Here is a 15,510-nt window from a genome sequence, read left to right as displayed (position 1 = left end):
AGACAACATAGTGATGGAGATAGAGCTGATATCACCGATAGCTATAGAAGAGGGATTAAGGTTTGCTATTCGTGAGGGTGGCAGGACGGTAGGTGCCGGCGTAGTAACCGAGATCATCGAATAAAAAAGATTACCGGGATAAGGGGATTTTGAAAAATCCCCTTATTTTTATGCTTTTTATTGACATAGCAAATGAATTATGATAAATTTTTATAAGTGACTGTTGTAGAATAGAATATTTTGATGATGCGTACTTGTTAGGAGGTGGCCGAATGCGGATAAACATAACGCTGGAATGCACGGAATGCAAGCATAGAAATTACCATACAGAGAAAAATAAAAAAAATGATCCCGATCGATTGGAATTGAGGAAGTACTGCAAGTACTGCGGAAAGCACACCCTGCATAAAGAAACGAAGTAAATTGGATGAGGGGGATTTTACTTAATGGCAGCCGGCGGAGAAGGCTTCTTGAAAAGAAGCGGTAAATTTTTTAAGGAAGTAAGGTCAGAATTAAAAAAGGTTACTTGGCCCACAAGACAGGAGCTTGTATCTTCTACCATAGTAGTAGTTACTTCCGTTGCCCTGGTAGGACTTTTTATTTGGATAGTGGACAGCTTCCTGGTTAAGATACTGGAATTAATTCTCCGATAAGGAGGGGTATTTCCCCTTGGAAAATGCATCAAAAAAGTGGTATGTTATCCATACTTATTCCGGCTATGAGAATAAGGTTAAGGCAAACCTGGAAAAACGCGTAGAATCGATGGGGATGCAGGATAAGATTTTCAGGGTCCTGGTCCCGGTGGAAGAAAGTGTCGAAATAAGGAATGGCAAGAAAAAACTGGTCCAGAGAAAGATTTTCCCGGGATATGTGCTCGTTGAGATGGTAGTTACCGATGATTCCTGGTATGTGGTAAGGAATACCCCGGGAGTAACCGGATTTGTGGGAACGGGTAATAAACCAATTCCCCTTCAGGATTCGGAAGTAAAGGCTATTTTAAAACAAATGGGCATAGAAGAACCCAAGCCAAAGATTGACCTGGCGGTTAACCAGAATGTAAAGGTGATTTCCGGTCCCTTTGAAGGATTAATAGGCAGGGTGGTAGAAGTAAATCACGACAAGCAAAAGATAAAGGTTTTAATATCACTTTTTGGACGGGAAACACCGATAGAACTGGAATATAACCAGGTTGAAAAAATATAAAAATGCTTCAATGAAAGGGAGGTGTTTGAATGGCTAAAAAAGTTGTGGCAATGGTAAAACTACAGATTCCTGCAGGCAAAGCGACGCCGGCTCCACCGGTGGGTCCAGCTCTTGGTCCTACGGGAATTAATATAATGAACTTTTGCAAAGAGTTCAATGAAAGGACAGCCGCTCAGGCAGGATTAATAATTCCTGTCGAAATCACCGTATATCAGGATAGGTCCTTCACTTTTATTTTAAAGACACCGCCGGCATCGGTGCTTCTAATGAAGGCTGCTGGTGTAGAAAAGGGTTCGGGAGAGCCCAATAAAAACAAGGTGGGCAAGGTAACCAAAAAGGATATAAAAGAAATTGCCGAACTTAAAATGAAGGACTTAAATGCTGCGAGCCTGGAAGCAGCGATGAGGATGATAGAAGGTACAGCCCGTAGTATGGGCATAACGGTAGTAGAATAATTAAGTCAAAAGGATTCAATAAAGTGGGAGGAGTTATTCTTCCGATAAAACCACGGGGAGGGAAAAGAATTGGCCAAGAGGAGTAAGGCATATCAAGAAGCTTTAAAGCTTGTGGATAGGACGAAACTTTACGAACCCCAGGAAGCTATGGAACTGGTATTGCAAACGGCAAACAAGAAATTCGATGAAACAATCGAGGTTGCGGTAAGGCTTGGTGTTGATCCCAGGCATGCCGACCAGCAGGTGAGGAGCACGGTGGTGCTGCCCCACGGAACGGGTAAAACAAAGAGGGTACTGGTGTTCGCTAAAGGAGAAAAAGCAAAGGAAGCTGAAGAAGCGGGAGCAGATATTGTAGGAGCAGAAGACCTTATTGCAAAAATTGAAGGTGGATTTTTAGATTTCGATGTGGCAGTTGCTACCCCGGATATGATGGGAGCGGTAGGTAAACTGGGTAAAATATTGGGTCCGAGAGGATTAATGCCCAACCCAAAAGCCGGTACCGTTACATTTGATATCGCAAAGGCGGTAAAAGAGATAAAAGCGGGTAAGATAGAATACCGTGTAGATAAAACGGGTATTGTGCATGCACCCATAGGTAAGAAATCCTTCGGGGCTCAAAAATTACTGGAAAATTTCAGGGCGTTAATGGAATCCATAATAAAAGCAAAACCTGCAGCAGCAAAAGGACAGTATTTAAAGAGCATTGTGGTTTCGAGCACAATGGGTCCCGGAATTAAAATAAATCCTTTAAAGGTTGTGGAGAAATAGGCCATTTTAAATTGAATAACGAAAATTACCTTCGCTGCAGACAGTAGGTGCCGAAAGGCTTAATATCCTACCGAGGCGTGTAGTATAGAGGTTTCTTTATGCATTTTTAAGGGCATGAAAGAGGTCTTTCTCTACGTCTGCAGAAAGACCTCTTTTAATTTTTATTTTAAATAAACTGCGGGGAGGTGAAAAAGTGCTGACTAAGGAGCAAAAGGTACAGGAAGTAGAGGAATTGAAAAAGAAATTTTCCGAAGCAAAGTCAGCTATTTTGGCAGACTACAAGGGACTGAATGTAGCCGAAGTCACAGAACTAAGAAGAAGGCTTCGGGAGCAGGGCGTAGAGTTCAAGGTGGTAAAAAACACCCTTGCCAAAATCGCCACGAAGGATATGCCCTTCAATATCGATGAATATTTGGAAGGCCCTACGGCAATAGCTTTTAGCTATAAGGACCCGGTGGCAGCAGCCAAGCTTTTGACAGAATTTGCAAAGGACCATAAGAATCTTGAATTAAAAGCTGCGGTAGTAGAAGGAAAAGCAGGCGGCAAGGATATTGTAGAAAAGCTTGCCAAAATGCCTCCTCGAGAAGAGTTGCTTGCAAAAGCTGTGGGAGCTATACAATCACCGCTCTTTGGTATCGTATGGGTATTGCAGGCACCTCTCAGAGACCTGGTATATACCTTACAGGCTATTCAAGAAAAGAAAGCCTCATGATGGCATTAAAAAAATTGCCTTGAAGAAAAGTTTAATTTAAAATAATAAAATTAATGGAAAAAATTAAGGAGGAGTATGTAAAATGACAAAAGAGGAAATCATTCAAGCTATTGAGAATATGACCGTTATTGAATTGGCAGAGCTCGTAAAGGCTTTACAGGACAAATTTGGTGTTACAGCAGCTGCACCGGTAGCTGTAGCTGCAGCCCCTGCAGCCGGTGCTCCGGCAGCTGAAGCTGCACCCGAACAGACAGAATTTGATGTAATCCTTGCAAATCCCGGTGCAGAAAAGATCAAGGTTATCAAAGTAGTAAGGGAGCTTACAGGTCTTGGACTAAAAGAAGCAAAAGATCTCGTAGATGGAGCTCCGAAACCGGTAAAGGAAAAGGTCAGCAAGGAAGAAGCCGAACAAATAAAAGCAAAGCTTGTAGAAGTGGGCGCAACCGTAGAAATAAAGTAAAAGTTATAAAAGAATATATTATGACAAAAAAGAGGATGAATTTTTCATCCTCTTTTTTGCTTAGGAAAATACCTGCCGGCTTGTACTTCTAAAATTAACAAAAGTTAACAAATTAAGACAAAAATAAATTAAAACAAAATAAAAATATGTTATAATATATAAAAAATGACATTCCAAAATAATAATAAAAGTATTGCAAAAAAGGAGGCAAAAAATGCAAACGCAAATTGAAAAGAAATCCCTTCTGGATACTTTAATAGAGGTAACCCCCATTTTTCTGAACCTATTTCCCTTTGATTGCAATATATCGATAACGGATACCGAATGTTTTCTGGCAAATTATTCTAAAGGAGAATTCAGGCTCGACCAGCAAAAAGGCAAAAAGATTCCCGAAAATAGCCGTTTATGGAAGGTTATCGAAACAGGAGAAATTCAAAAATATATTTTACCCAAGGAAGTCTACGGTGTGCCTTTTAAATCAATTTCTGTACCTGTAAAGGATGAAACGGGCAAAGTTATAGGCTGCATAGCCCTTGGGATGAGCCTTAAAAACCAGGAAAGGCTGGAACAGGCAATTAAAACTTTATCCGGCACCAGCGAGGAAGTTGTTGCATCGGCAGAAGAGCTGGCTGCTTCTGCCCGGGAGCTTTCCAAGTGCATGGAAATTGTAGATTCAATGAAAAAAGAGATGGAAGAACAGATAAACAAAACCGAAGAGATTTTAAATTTTATAAAAAACATTGCCATGAATTCGAACATACTGGGAATAAATGCTGCCATTGAAGCTGCCCGGGCGGGAAAAGAGGGATTGGGTTTTAACATTATAGCGGATGAGATAAGAAAAATGTCAAGAAGCAGTGCGGATTCAGTAAAAAATATAGAAAAAATTACCGAAGAGATAAAACAAAAAATGTCCAAAATAAGTAATGAGATTCAAAAAACCTTTGAACTTGCAAAAAATCAGGCCTTTACTTCTGAAGAAATTACAGCCGCCATAGAAGAATTGAACAAATTGATAACAGACCTGGAAAGCATATCTAAAATTGTATAAATTTAAATTTATAATTTCTTTGTATCAACAATTTAAATACGATTTAAAGGCTGTTTACCCTGCTTCATATTGGATGCTCTTCAATTTATCCCTCAATATCAATAATTATTTTTAAATTGATAAGGCAAAGAAGGGGTATAAAATGGGAAAAGGTACAATTGTTTATTTTTCCCTTGACGGAAACACCGAATTTGTTGCGGGATTAATTCATAAGATTACGGGATTTGATTTAATAAAAATTATACCTGTAAAGGAGTTCAAATATAAGGGATTTTTAAAGTTTTTTTTAGGTGGAAAAATGTCCGTGTTTGGAGAAACGCCAGAAATACAGGATTTTGAGAAGGACATAAAAAGTTACGATACAATTATAATCGGAACTCCGGTTTGGGCCTGCAGGCCGAATCCTTATGTAAATACATTTGTATCAAAATATGATTTAAAAGGGAAAAAAGTGGCTATATTTGCATGTTGTGCCGGCTACCCGAACAAGACATTTGATATTTTAAAAGAAAAGATAAAGGGGGATGTCCTTTCTACCATTTCTTTCAGAAATGCTTTGAAGAATAAAAATTCAGGGATTGAAGAAAAAATTAGAGAATGGATAAAACAAATGGCTTAGATAAGAGGCGATAAAAAATCTTGACATAAACCGCATCGTACTATAAAATATATATTGCATTTTGGTTTTCGACGCGGGGTGGAGCAGTCCGGTAGCTCGTCGGGCTCATAACCCGAAGGTCGCTGGTTCAAATCCGGCCCCCGCAACCAAAAGAATACATGGCGGCGTAGCTCAGTTGGCTAGAGCATGCGGTTCATACCCGCAGTGTCCGGGGTTCAAATCCCTGCGCCGCTACCAAATGTGGCCCTGTGGTCAAGTGGTCAAGACACCGCTCTTTCAAGGCGGTAACAGGGGTTCGACTCCCCTCAGGGTCACCATTTTTATTTTATGCAAATTACTGGCGAAAGCTAATTAAATATGTTTAAAAAAAGTATAACCCTTTGGGTAAATAAAAGTCGCATTTTGCGACTTTTATTTTTTTATAATGCATAATGTCAATAAAATTTACTTATTTACGGGTAAATTGTGACAATTTTTATTAACCCATAAATTTATAATTATACCTACCACAATATGGGGGTGGGTATATATGATAAACAAAAAGGTCTTTCCTCCGAAAGAAATGGAATTGAAAAAAAGTAATATTTCTTTACGGGAATTAATGTTAATTTTAATTGGTTTTATAATGGGACATGCTTCCTTGTTTAATATTTATCCCTTTGGATTGCCTTTTATATCTTCGATTATCCTAAAGGATAAAAACAAAGCGTATTTGATTCTGCCCGTTTTTATTGGAACTTTTACGGGGGTTAAAAATGTAAATTTTTTATGGAAATACGGCTTAGCCTATATAATTTTCACCCTATTAATTTTAACTTTTAAAAAAGAGATAAATATAAAAAAATGGCTTCTACCTTTTTTGTGCTCCGCTTCCATTATTATGGGAGGACTTTTGTCTTTCCTCTGGGTGGCTCCATCTTATTATGATATAATCCTGTTGATACTGGAAACACTTTTATCGTACATAAGTGTTATCATTTTGAGCGAAGGGCTAACCTTTTTTTACACCCTGGAAAGAGGAAATGTGGAAAAACTGATTGCCCTTACCATAATTTCTGGATCGATTTTAAAACTCATAGGGAATACCGTATTTTTTGGGGTTTCCATTAAAAACTTAATAATTTCGGCAATAATTGTTTTTTCAGCATTTGCGCGGGGGACAGGCGAAGTCTTTGGATATGGGGTTATACTGAGCTTGCTGGCCTACCCTTCTTCTTTATTGCCCTGGGCATTAACTTTTTACAGTATTGCCGGCTGTTTTGCTTCTTTTTTAAAGAAGTACGGTAAAATTGGGGTACTTGCTGGTTTCTTAATAGGATATGGCATTTATCACTATTACATTGGGCTAAGAAGTGTAAATTTCTTAAATTATCAGTCCTTAATACTCATTCTTATCGCCACTTTTTTAATTCCGGAAGCCGTAATAAAAAAACTGGAAAATACTTTGTCACTAAACGAAGAAAGTTCGGGTGATATCAATATATTAAAAGATATGATTAATACCCAAATGATAGAGCTGGCGAATACCCTGGAGGAAATGGGCAAAATATATAAATATCCTATCAGGGATGGGAATTTAAATCCCTTAGAGGATTCCATTTTAAAAATAAAAAACAGGATATGCAGGGATTGTGCTCTTTTTAAAGCTTGCTGGGATAGAGATTATAAATCAACCATAGCCGATATATTTAAGCTTTATACCGCCAAAGAAGTTTTTCTTGACGGGGACTTACCCAGACTTTTTAAAGTTCGCTGCGGAAAACTGGAAGAAATTTATAGATTTATTAAAATGGATAAAGAAAAAAACGAGCTAAAAAAAGTCCTTGATGCGATGGTAAGGGAAATCTCGGATATTTCCTTTGAAAAGGTTAAACATTTTGCATCCTGTCTCAAAATGTTGGCAAAAAAAGGTATCGATGAGAATAGATATGCTGAAGATTTGAAGGAGGAGCTGTCAAAAGAAGGTATTAATGTGGAAAATATAATAATAGCTGATGAGGGGAAAGGATACAGTTACTATATAATTAAACGGCCCTGCATGGGGAATAGAACCTGTGAGGTAAAAATAATGCCTTTTTTTGAAAACGCATTTATCAAGGGGGCAGATATGTTAAAAGTGGATTGCCCTTTAAGGAGCGGAAAAGAAAAATGCAGAATAAAAATAGTGCCCAGAAGCTTTCTTTCCGTGGCAGTGGGTTATGTAAATATTCCCAAGGAGGGCGCTTCTTTTTCGGGTGATAGTGCTACCTTTTTCGAGACTGTAGGAGGACAATATTATATGGCTTTAAGTGATGGTATGGGCGTGGGGGAAAAGGCCAGGAACCACAGCGAAAAAACCCTTTTAATTTTTGAAAACCTTATTGAATCCGGCTACGGCCTGGAAGATGCCATCAGGATTTTAAACAGTGCAATGCAGGTGTACGGCTCAGGGGGAGATAGCTTTAGTACCCTGGACATTACTTTTATAGATTTATCTTCGGGTATGGCGGAATTTGTTAAAGCCGGAGCGGTGAGCAGCTTCATCAAGAGGAAGGATAAAGTAGAATCGCTAAGGGGCAGTGCCCTTCCTATAGGTGTTATGGATGGGATAAACCCGGTAAGGATTAGGAAAAAACTTATGCCTCAGGATATGGTTATTATGGTAACCGATGGAGTTATGGATTCTATTAAGAGCGAGGGGGACAAGGAAGAAAAATTCATAAAAATAATCGAGAGCATTAAAACCACCAATCCCCAGGAATTTGCCGAAAAAATATTAAAAAAGGTTTTAGAAGGTTCTGAAGAAAAGAGGGACGATATGGCAATTTTAGTAGGGCTTGTATGGGAGAGAAAAAATTGATAATATTTTTTTGAAAATATGATTTTGAGGGGGAAAATAGGTATTAAAGAGAAATTTTTAGAAACCATAAAAAAATACGATATGATTCGAACAAAAGATAAAATAATTATAGGCCTTTCGGGGGGGCCGGACTCCGTATGCCTTTTAGACCTCTTTTGTTCAATACGGGAAGAATTCCAATTGGAAGTTTTTGCTGCCCATCTAAACCATTGTTTTCGCGGCAGGGAGTCTGATGAGGATGAGGAATTTGCAAAAGCTTTGTGCGAAAAATACAATGTAAAATTTTTTTCTAAAAGGGTAAACGTGCCGGAAATTATAGAAAAAACCGGCTTATCTCCCGAGGATGCGGCAAGAAGGGTCAGGTATGATTTTTTATTTGAAATCAAGGAAAAATTAAATGCGGATAAAATAGCAGTAGGACACAATATGAATGACCATGAAGAGACAGTTCTAATGAATATTTTCAGAGGAACCGGAACGGAAGGGTTAATAGGAATTGAACCCAAAAGAGGGTGCCTGATTAGGCCTCTTATAGAAATTGAAAGAACAAATATTGAAGATTATTTAAAAAAGCACAACATCCCCTATCGCATAGACAGCACAAACCTGAAAACCGAATACTACAGAAATAAAATTCGGTTAGAATTAATTCCTTATATTAAACAGAAATTTTGCCCTCACTTTAGCGATGCTGTAAAGAGGCTGTCGGATATAGTGGCTCTGGATGTATCCTTCATAGAAAGTATAATAGAAAATATCTACCCTTCCCTGGTGACAGAAGGGGAAAATTTTATTAAGCTGCATATTAAACCTTTCGAAAAACAACCTACGGGCGCAAGGTACAGGATATTGAGAAAAGTGATAGGAAACATCCTGGGCGAACTGAAAGATATAGAATTCAATCATATTAAATCATTGGATGAATTTATAATTGAGCAATCTCCGGGGAAAATGGTCGAGCTGCCTCGGGGGATCTGCGGTGAAAAGGGCTACGAGGAATTTTATTTTTATATAAAGGGCCAAATAAAGGATTTTTCTTATGTACTTAATATTCCGGGAGAAATTTATATTACTGAGATAGGAAAAAAGATTTCTGCAGAACTATTGGATAGGACGACAAATTTTAAGCTCAAAGCAACACCCTTGAAGGTATTTGTCGATTATGGTAAAATAAGAGGAAATTTAATCGTTAGAAATCGCCGTCCGGGGGATAGATTTTTTCCTTTTGGCTTTAAATTCTCAAAAAAGCTTCAAGATTTTTTTGTGGATCAAAAGATACCCTCCTTTGAAAGGAATCTGGTACCAATAGTTGAAAATGAAGGGAAAATAGTATGGGTGGGAGGGTTTAGGCTGGATGACCGGTTTAAAATTGACGATAATACGACCCAAATTTTAATCTTAGAAATTAAATAATATTTTTATTTTTTTAGGGGGAGTGGATGTGATAGAAGATATTAAAGAAATATTAATATCGGAGGAAGAGATAAAAGCCAAATTAAAAGAACTGGGTGAAAAAATCACCAGGGATTACAGGGATTCAGACAATATTTTACTGGTAGGAGTTTTAAAAGGAGCTATCATATTTATTGCTGACCTTATAAGGCACATAGACTTACCTTTGGAAGTCGATTTTATGGCGGTTTCCAGCTATGGAGCTTCTACCGAATCGTCGGGTGTTGTGAGGATTTTGAAGGATTTAGAACAGAACATTCAGGGTAAGAATATTTTAATAGTTGAGGATATTATAGATTCTGGACTTACGCTGAGTTATCTTTACAACCTGTTGAAATCCAGAAACCCCGCGGATATAAAAATCTGTACGCTTCTGGATAAACCCTCAAGAAGGAAAGTGAATATAAAGGTAGATTATTTGGGTTTTGAAATACCGGATTATTTTGTGGTAGGTTACGGATTGGATTATAATGAAAAATACCGCAATCTTCCTTTCATTGGGGTTTTAAAACCCGAAGCTATAAATGCCAGATGAAAACGCAATTGTTAATCACTTTCCTTTATGATAAAATATGAATGGATTGCCCAGGAAGGGAGGAACTTTTTTGAATAATTTTTTCAGGAATATCAGCTTTTACCTGCTGATATTTATTTTGATATTATCTCTGGTGCAGTGGTACTCCAGCAAAGATTTAACCGAAGTTCGAATAGGCTATACGGATCTGATACGATTAATAGATCAGAACCAGGTGCAAGAAATAAAAATGATGGACAGCAGCATTGAGGGAGTTTTGAAGGACGGAAGGAAGTTTTCCAGTTTTGTTCCCGATAAAACCATTTTTCTTGCCCGGGTACAACCAAAGATAGATAAGGGAGAACTAATATTAAATGCCCAGCCGATCCCTGCCGCACCGTGGTGGTCACAGATACTTCCATCGGTTTTAATGGGTCTGTTGTTCATAGGTGCATGGTTTTTTATAATGCAGCAAGGGCAGGGTGGAGGAAGCCGGGTGATGAGTTTTGGAAGGAGCAGGGCAAGGCTGATTAACGATGACAAGAAGCGCGTGACCTTTAAGGATGTAGCAGGAGTGGACGAAGCAAAGGAAGAGCTTCAGGAGGTAGTGGAATTTTTAAAACACCCCAAAAAGTTCATAGAAATAGGTGCAAGAATACCCAAAGGGGTGTTACTGGTAGGGCCGCCGGGAACCGGGAAGACCTTACTTGCCCGGGCGGTGGCAGGGGAAGCGGGTGTCCCCTTTTTCAGCATTAGCGGTTCGGACTTTGTGGAAATGTTCGTCGGTGTTGGAGCCGCAAGGGTCAGAGACCTTTTTGAACAGGCAAAGAAAAATGCGCCCTGCATTGTATTTATAGATGAGATTGACGCGGTTGGCCGGCAGAGGGGAGCAGGCCTCGGCGGCGGGCATGATGAAAGGGAGCAGACCTTAAACCAGCTATTGGTGGAAATGGATGGATTCACCATAAATGAGGGAATTATAATAATTGCCGCTACCAACAGGCCGGATATTCTGGACCCAGCCCTTTTAAGGCCCGGAAGGTTTGACAGGCAGATTGTGGTGGATATACCTGATATCAAGGGCAGGGAAGAGATTTTAAAAGTACACGCCAGGAATAAACCCTTAGAAGAAAATGTGGATTTGAGCATACTGGCCAGGAGAACACCCGGTTTCACCGGTGCGGATCTGGAAAATTTGCTGAATGAAGCCGCGCTCCTTGCCGTAAGGAGAAACAAAAAGAAAATAGGCATGCAGGAATTGGAAGAGGCCATCACAAAGGTAATTGCAGGACCTGAAAAAAAGGCGAGAATAATGACCGACAAAGAAAGAAAGTTAGTGGCATATCATGAAGCCGGTCATGCGGTGGTAGCCCATCTTTTGCCCACCGTTGATCCGGTACACGAGATATCCATTATTCCTCGGGGAAGGGCAGGGGGCTACACACTGATTTTACCCAAAGAAGATAGATTCTTTATGGGCAAAACGGAGCTTTTAGAACAGGTCACCCATCTTCTGGGAGGAAGGGCATCGGAAGAACTGGTGTTGAATGAAATTAGCACCGGGGCTCAGAACGACATTGAAAGGGCTACGGAAATAGCAAGAAGGATGGTAATGGAATACGGCATGAGTGAAAACCTGGGCCCAATGACCCTTGGAAATAAGCATGAAGAGGTCTTTTTGGGAAGGGACCTGGCAAGGGGAAGGAACTACAGTGAGGAAGTAGCCGCGGAGATCGACCGGGAAGTGAGGAATATAATTGAGCGCTGTTATGATAGAGCCAGGAACCTTCTCACGGACAATATAAATAAACTTCATAAAGTTGCAGAAGCTCTTTTAGAGAGGGAAAAACTCTCGGAAGAAGAATTTTTAGAAATATTTGCCAATGCGTAAAACTGCCTGTAGGGCAGTTTTTTTATTTTCCAAGGTTAATGAGATGAATAAAATCCGCCTTAATTATGGATATTAAATAAAGCAGCATCATTAAAAAATTTAAAAGAGGGAGAAAAAGGAGAGAGGAGTTTTGTTTAACTTCAACCTGCAGGTATACGTTTTCATAATTTTTGCCATGGTTTCCGGTGCTTTAATGGCTGTTCAGGGAGGGATGAACACCGGGCTGGGAAAATTTACGGGGACGGCGGGTTCTACATTTTTGGTTCACCTGAGCGCGGCCTTTATAATGTTGATGGTGTTGCTGTTAAGGATAGATAAGGCCAATTTTAAAAACTTAGGCAGACTTCCCTGGTACTACTTTTTAGGAGGGGTGCTCGGGGTCCTAATTACTTATCTCGTAATTATAAGTATGCGTAAATTGGGTGCCGGTGCGGCTACCACATCTATAATAGTGGGGCAGGTATTAACCGCCTGTCTTATAGATCACTTTGGACTTTTCAGTCTGGAAAAAACCCCCTTTACGTGGCTTAAACTGCTTGGTCTTTTTTTGCTGGCTGCAGGGGCAAAATTACTTCTTAACAAATAATAATATAGCATAATTCAGAATTAAAAAACATTAAAGTATACAATAAAATAGAAATATGATATAATATTTATAACGTACAATACAATAAATGTGTTAAAATACTAATTAATAAACTTTGTAAAGGGGGAAAACGGGTGGGAAAATTTGTTTTTAACTTTAAAGAAGGTAGTGCGGCAATGAAAAACCTACTGGGGGGGAAGGGCGCGAATTTAGCCGAAATGATGCGTATAGGGCTCCCGGTACCCCCCGGGTTTACGGTTACAACGGAAGCCTGTAGCAGGTATTTTAAAGAAGGGGAAAAGATACCGGAGGATATAGTTGGAGAAATTTTCGCTCACCTCAGTGAGCTTGAAGAGACTATGGGGAAAAAGCTCGGAAGCAGGGAAAACCCCCTGCTGGTTTCGGTGAGGTCGGGGGCGCCGGTTTCTATGCCGGGAATGATGGATACAATTCTTAATCTGGGATTAAATGATGAATCGGTAGAAGGTCTTTATGAATCAACGGGAAATAGGCGCTTTGCTTTCGATTGTTACAGAAGATTCATTCAAATGTTTTCCAATGTGGTGCTGGGAGTGGAGCACGATAAATTCGAAAGAATTATTGAATCCGTCAAAAGGAAAAGAAAAGCAGAATATGACACGGAATTGGATGACAGGGATTGGGAAGAAGTTATACAACATTATAAAGATCTAATTTTAAAAGAAACCAGAAGTGAGTTTCCCCAGGATCCCAGGAAACAGCTAATGATGGCTGTAGAAGCGGTATTCAGGTCCTGGAACAACCAAAGAGCAATTATTTATAGAAGGATTAACAAAATTCCCGATGATTTAGGAACCGCGGTAAATGTACAGTCTATGGTTTTTGGTAATATGGGGAATGATTCGGGGACGGGAGTGGCTTTTACCAGAAATCCTTCCACCGGTGAGAAACACTTTTACGGAGAGTTTTTGCTGAACGCCCAGGGAGAAGATGTGGTGGCAGGCATCAGGACTCCGAAAAACATTGAGGAACTGAAGGAATTAATGCCTGAAGTTTACGAACAATTGATAAATGTCAGCAATCTTCTTGAGAGACATTACAAGGATATGCAGGATATAGAGTTTACCGTTGAAAAGGGGAAACTGTACTTATTGCAAACGAGAAATGGAAAACGAACCGCTCAGGCAGCCGTGAAAATAGCGGTAGATATGGCAAAAGAAGGGCTTATTACTAAGGAAGAGGCACTGATGAGGGTGTCACCGGAACAGGTGGCTTCGCTTCTGCACAGCCGAATAGATCCATCGGCAAAAGTGGAAATAATAGCAAAGGGGTTACCCGCATCGCCGGGAGCGGCCTGGGGACAGGTGGTTTTTTCGCCTGATGAGGCAGAAAACCTGGGCCATCAGGGAATAAAGGTTATTCTCGTTAGAACGGAGACGACACCCGATGACATTCACGGTATCGTAGCGGCTCAGGGAGTGCTGACCAGCCGCGGCGGAATGACCAGCCATGCAGCGGTAGTAGCAAGGGGTATGGGAAAACCATGCGTTTGCGGATGTGATTCGATAAGTATCGATTATGCAAATGAGGAATTTAAAGCTGGAGGCATTACTGTAAAAAAAGGTGAAGTGATTTCAATTGACGGGTCCACGGGCAATGTAATCCTGGGGAAAGTTAAGATGATTGACCCCGTACTTTCGGAGGAATTTAAGGAGCTTCTTGGATGGGCTGATGAGATAAGAAAGCTTTCCGTAAGAACCAATGCAGATACTCCGAAGGATGCGGAGGTGGCGAGAAATTTTGGCGCAGAAGGAATTGGACTTTGCAGGACCGAGCACATGTTTATGGATCAGAAAAGGCTCCCCTACGTCCAGGAGATGATAATGGCAGAAACGGCTGATGAGAGGGAAAAAGCACTTTTTGTAATACAAAATTTTCAGGAAGAAGATTTTGAGGGTATTTTCAGGGCAATGGAGGGACTTCCCGTTACCATAAGGCTTCTTGATCCTCCCCTGCATGAGTTTTTACCAAAGGAAGAGGAACTGGTAGAAGAAATAAACGAATTAAAGCAAAAAGGTGAAAAAGAACTGCTAAGGAAAAAGCAGGAAGTACTAAAGAGGGTGAGGTCTTTAAAAGAATTTAACCCAATGCTCGGGCTGAGAGGTTGTCGCTTAGGTATAGTTTATCCCGAAATTTACGATATGCAAATAAGGGCGATATTTAATGCAGCATGCCGTTTAACCAAAAAGGGCATCAAAGTATTGCCCGAAGTGGAGATACCCTTAGTCAGCAATGTGAACGAATTGAAAAAATTAACAGAAAGAGTCCATGAGATAGCAAAGAAAATCATGGAAGAAGAGGGCATAAAAGTAGATTATAAGGTAGGGACGATGTTAGAACTTCCGAGGGCCTGCCTTATCGCGGATGAATTAGCCCGGTATGCAGAATTTTTCTCTTTCGGCACGAATGACCTTACCCAAACCACTTATGGGTTGAGCCGGGATGATGCAGAAGCCAAGTTCTTGCCCTATTATATAAGCAATAAAATTTTAAACGAAGATCCTTTTATAGTCTTAGATAGAGATGGAGTAGGAACATTGATGAAGATTGCGGTAGAAAAGGGAAGAAAGGTCAACCGGGAAATTTTAATAGGTATTTGCGGAGAGCATGGCGGTGAACCAAATTCAATAGAATTCTGCCACGAAATAGGCCTTGATTACGTCAGCTGCTCGCCCTTCCGGGTGCCGGTAGCGAGACTTGCGGCAGCTCACGCCGTCCTTAAAGAAAGGATAAAATAAAAGATAAAAAATTGAGTTTATAAATCCCTTCTAATTAGCGAAATTAGAAGGGATTTTTTATGTGCGCGCGGCATGCCCGCGACCTTGATGGTGAAAGTCCATTACGGGGGTTGATAGCACCAACCGTTAGCTGAAGGCAAGGGTGTCCATTGCGAGGTGGAATCTGAAGGAAGCCGGAGGCAA

Annotated in this window: 16 protein-coding genes, 3 tRNA genes and 1 other annotated feature; all 19 genes read left to right on the top strand. The window is 40.1% G+C overall.

The genetic code is table 11. The features are described from left to right. The coding region (locus tag ATZ99_RS11530) for an EF-Tu C-terminal domain-related protein (protein ID WP_083947271.1) at positions 1-124 on the top strand (124 nt) is incomplete at its 5' end. A 148-nt stretch (positions 125-272) separates the two neighbouring features. Then, complete coding sequence (rpmG, locus tag ATZ99_RS00200) at positions 273-422, top strand: 50S ribosomal protein L33 (protein WP_068747240.1); 150 nt, start codon at positions 273-275, stop codon at positions 420-422. A gap of 24 nt (positions 423-446) precedes the next feature. Next, a complete protein-coding gene (gene secE, locus ATZ99_RS00195) occupies positions 447-653 on the top strand; it encodes a preprotein translocase subunit SecE (protein ID WP_068747239.1) in 207 nt (68 codons plus the stop codon). Between the two features lie 16 nt (positions 654-669). Beyond that, on the top strand, positions 670-1,203 hold the full coding sequence (gene nusG, locus ATZ99_RS00190) for a transcription termination/antitermination protein NusG (protein ID WP_068747238.1): 534 nt from the start codon (positions 670-672) through the stop codon (positions 1,201-1,203). A 29-nt stretch (positions 1,204-1,232) separates the two neighbouring features. Beyond that, positions 1,233-1,658: a 50S ribosomal protein L11 gene (gene rplK, locus ATZ99_RS00185; RefSeq protein WP_068747237.1), complete on the top strand. Its 426-nt coding sequence runs from the start codon at positions 1,233-1,235 to the stop codon at positions 1,656-1,658. 69 nt (positions 1,659-1,727) lie between these two features. Further along, positions 1,728-2,426 carry a 50S ribosomal protein L1 gene (gene rplA, locus ATZ99_RS00180; protein ID WP_068747236.1) on the top strand — a complete coding sequence of 233 codons (699 nt, stop codon included), beginning with the start codon at positions 1,728-1,730 and terminating at the stop codon, positions 2,424-2,426. Positions 2,427-2,442: 16 nt separating this feature from the next. Beyond that, positions 2,443-2,593, top strand: a sequence feature (ribosomal protein L10 leader region). A gap of 26 nt (positions 2,594-2,619) precedes the next feature. After that, positions 2,620-3,138, top strand: coding sequence for a 50S ribosomal protein L10 (gene rplJ, locus ATZ99_RS00175; RefSeq protein ID WP_157074668.1), 519 nt, complete (start codon positions 2,620-2,622; stop codon positions 3,136-3,138). Between the two features lie 82 nt (positions 3,139-3,220). Continuing rightward, positions 3,221-3,598, top strand: coding sequence for a 50S ribosomal protein L7/L12 (gene rplL, locus ATZ99_RS00170; protein WP_068747235.1), 378 nt, complete (start codon positions 3,221-3,223; stop codon positions 3,596-3,598). A gap of 214 nt (positions 3,599-3,812) precedes the next feature. Beyond that, positions 3,813-4,649, top strand: coding sequence for a methyl-accepting chemotaxis protein (locus ATZ99_RS00165; protein WP_068747234.1), 837 nt, complete (start codon positions 3,813-3,815; stop codon positions 4,647-4,649). Positions 4,650-4,791: 142 nt separating this feature from the next. Next, a complete protein-coding gene (locus ATZ99_RS00160; protein WP_068747233.1) occupies positions 4,792-5,268 on the top strand; it encodes a flavodoxin family protein in 477 nt (158 codons plus the stop codon). Positions 5,269-5,340: 72 nt separating this feature from the next. Further along, a tRNA-Met gene (locus ATZ99_RS00155) sits at positions 5,341-5,417 on the top strand. A gap of 11 nt (positions 5,418-5,428) precedes the next feature. Next, a tRNA-Met gene (locus tag ATZ99_RS00150) sits at positions 5,429-5,505 on the top strand. Positions 5,506-5,510: 5 nt separating this feature from the next. Further along, positions 5,511-5,585 (top strand) — tRNA-Glu (locus ATZ99_RS00145). A gap of 212 nt (positions 5,586-5,797) precedes the next feature. Further along, positions 5,798-8,107 (top strand): SpoIIE family protein phosphatase, encoded by a 2,310-nt coding sequence (locus tag ATZ99_RS00140; RefSeq protein ID WP_068747232.1) that lies wholly within the window; start codon positions 5,798-5,800, stop codon positions 8,105-8,107. An 18-nt stretch (positions 8,108-8,125) separates the two neighbouring features. Beyond that, positions 8,126-9,520, top strand: a complete 1,395-nt coding sequence (tilS, locus tag ATZ99_RS00135; RefSeq protein ID WP_068747231.1) for a tRNA lysidine(34) synthetase TilS — start codon at positions 8,126-8,128, stop codon at positions 9,518-9,520. A 28-nt stretch (positions 9,521-9,548) separates the two neighbouring features. Further along, on the top strand, positions 9,549-10,094 hold the full coding sequence (hpt, locus tag ATZ99_RS00130) for a hypoxanthine phosphoribosyltransferase (protein ID WP_068747230.1): 546 nt from the start codon (positions 9,549-9,551) through the stop codon (positions 10,092-10,094). A 70-nt stretch (positions 10,095-10,164) separates the two neighbouring features. Then, the gene (gene ftsH / locus ATZ99_RS00125) at positions 10,165-11,964 is read left to right on the top strand and encodes an ATP-dependent zinc metalloprotease FtsH (protein ID WP_187694798.1); all 1,800 of its coding nucleotides are present in this window, start codon (positions 10,165-10,167) and stop codon (positions 11,962-11,964) included. Positions 11,965-12,094: 130 nt separating this feature from the next. Continuing rightward, positions 12,095-12,550 carry a DMT family transporter gene (locus tag ATZ99_RS00120; RefSeq protein ID WP_245641260.1) on the top strand — a complete coding sequence of 152 codons (456 nt, stop codon included), beginning with the start codon at positions 12,095-12,097 and terminating at the stop codon, positions 12,548-12,550. A 134-nt stretch (positions 12,551-12,684) separates the two neighbouring features. Continuing rightward, a complete protein-coding gene (gene ppdK, locus ATZ99_RS00115) occupies positions 12,685-15,327 on the top strand; it encodes a pyruvate, phosphate dikinase (RefSeq protein ID WP_083947270.1) in 2,643 nt (880 codons plus the stop codon). Positions 15,328-15,510: the final 183 nt, after the last annotated feature.

Source organism: Thermovenabulum gondwanense (genome assembly GCF_001601575.1).
Classification (GTDB): Bacteria; Bacillota; Thermosediminibacteria; order Thermosediminibacterales; family Thermosediminibacteraceae; genus Thermovenabulum; species Thermovenabulum gondwanense.
This window is presented reverse-complemented; position numbering and strand designations above follow the sequence as displayed.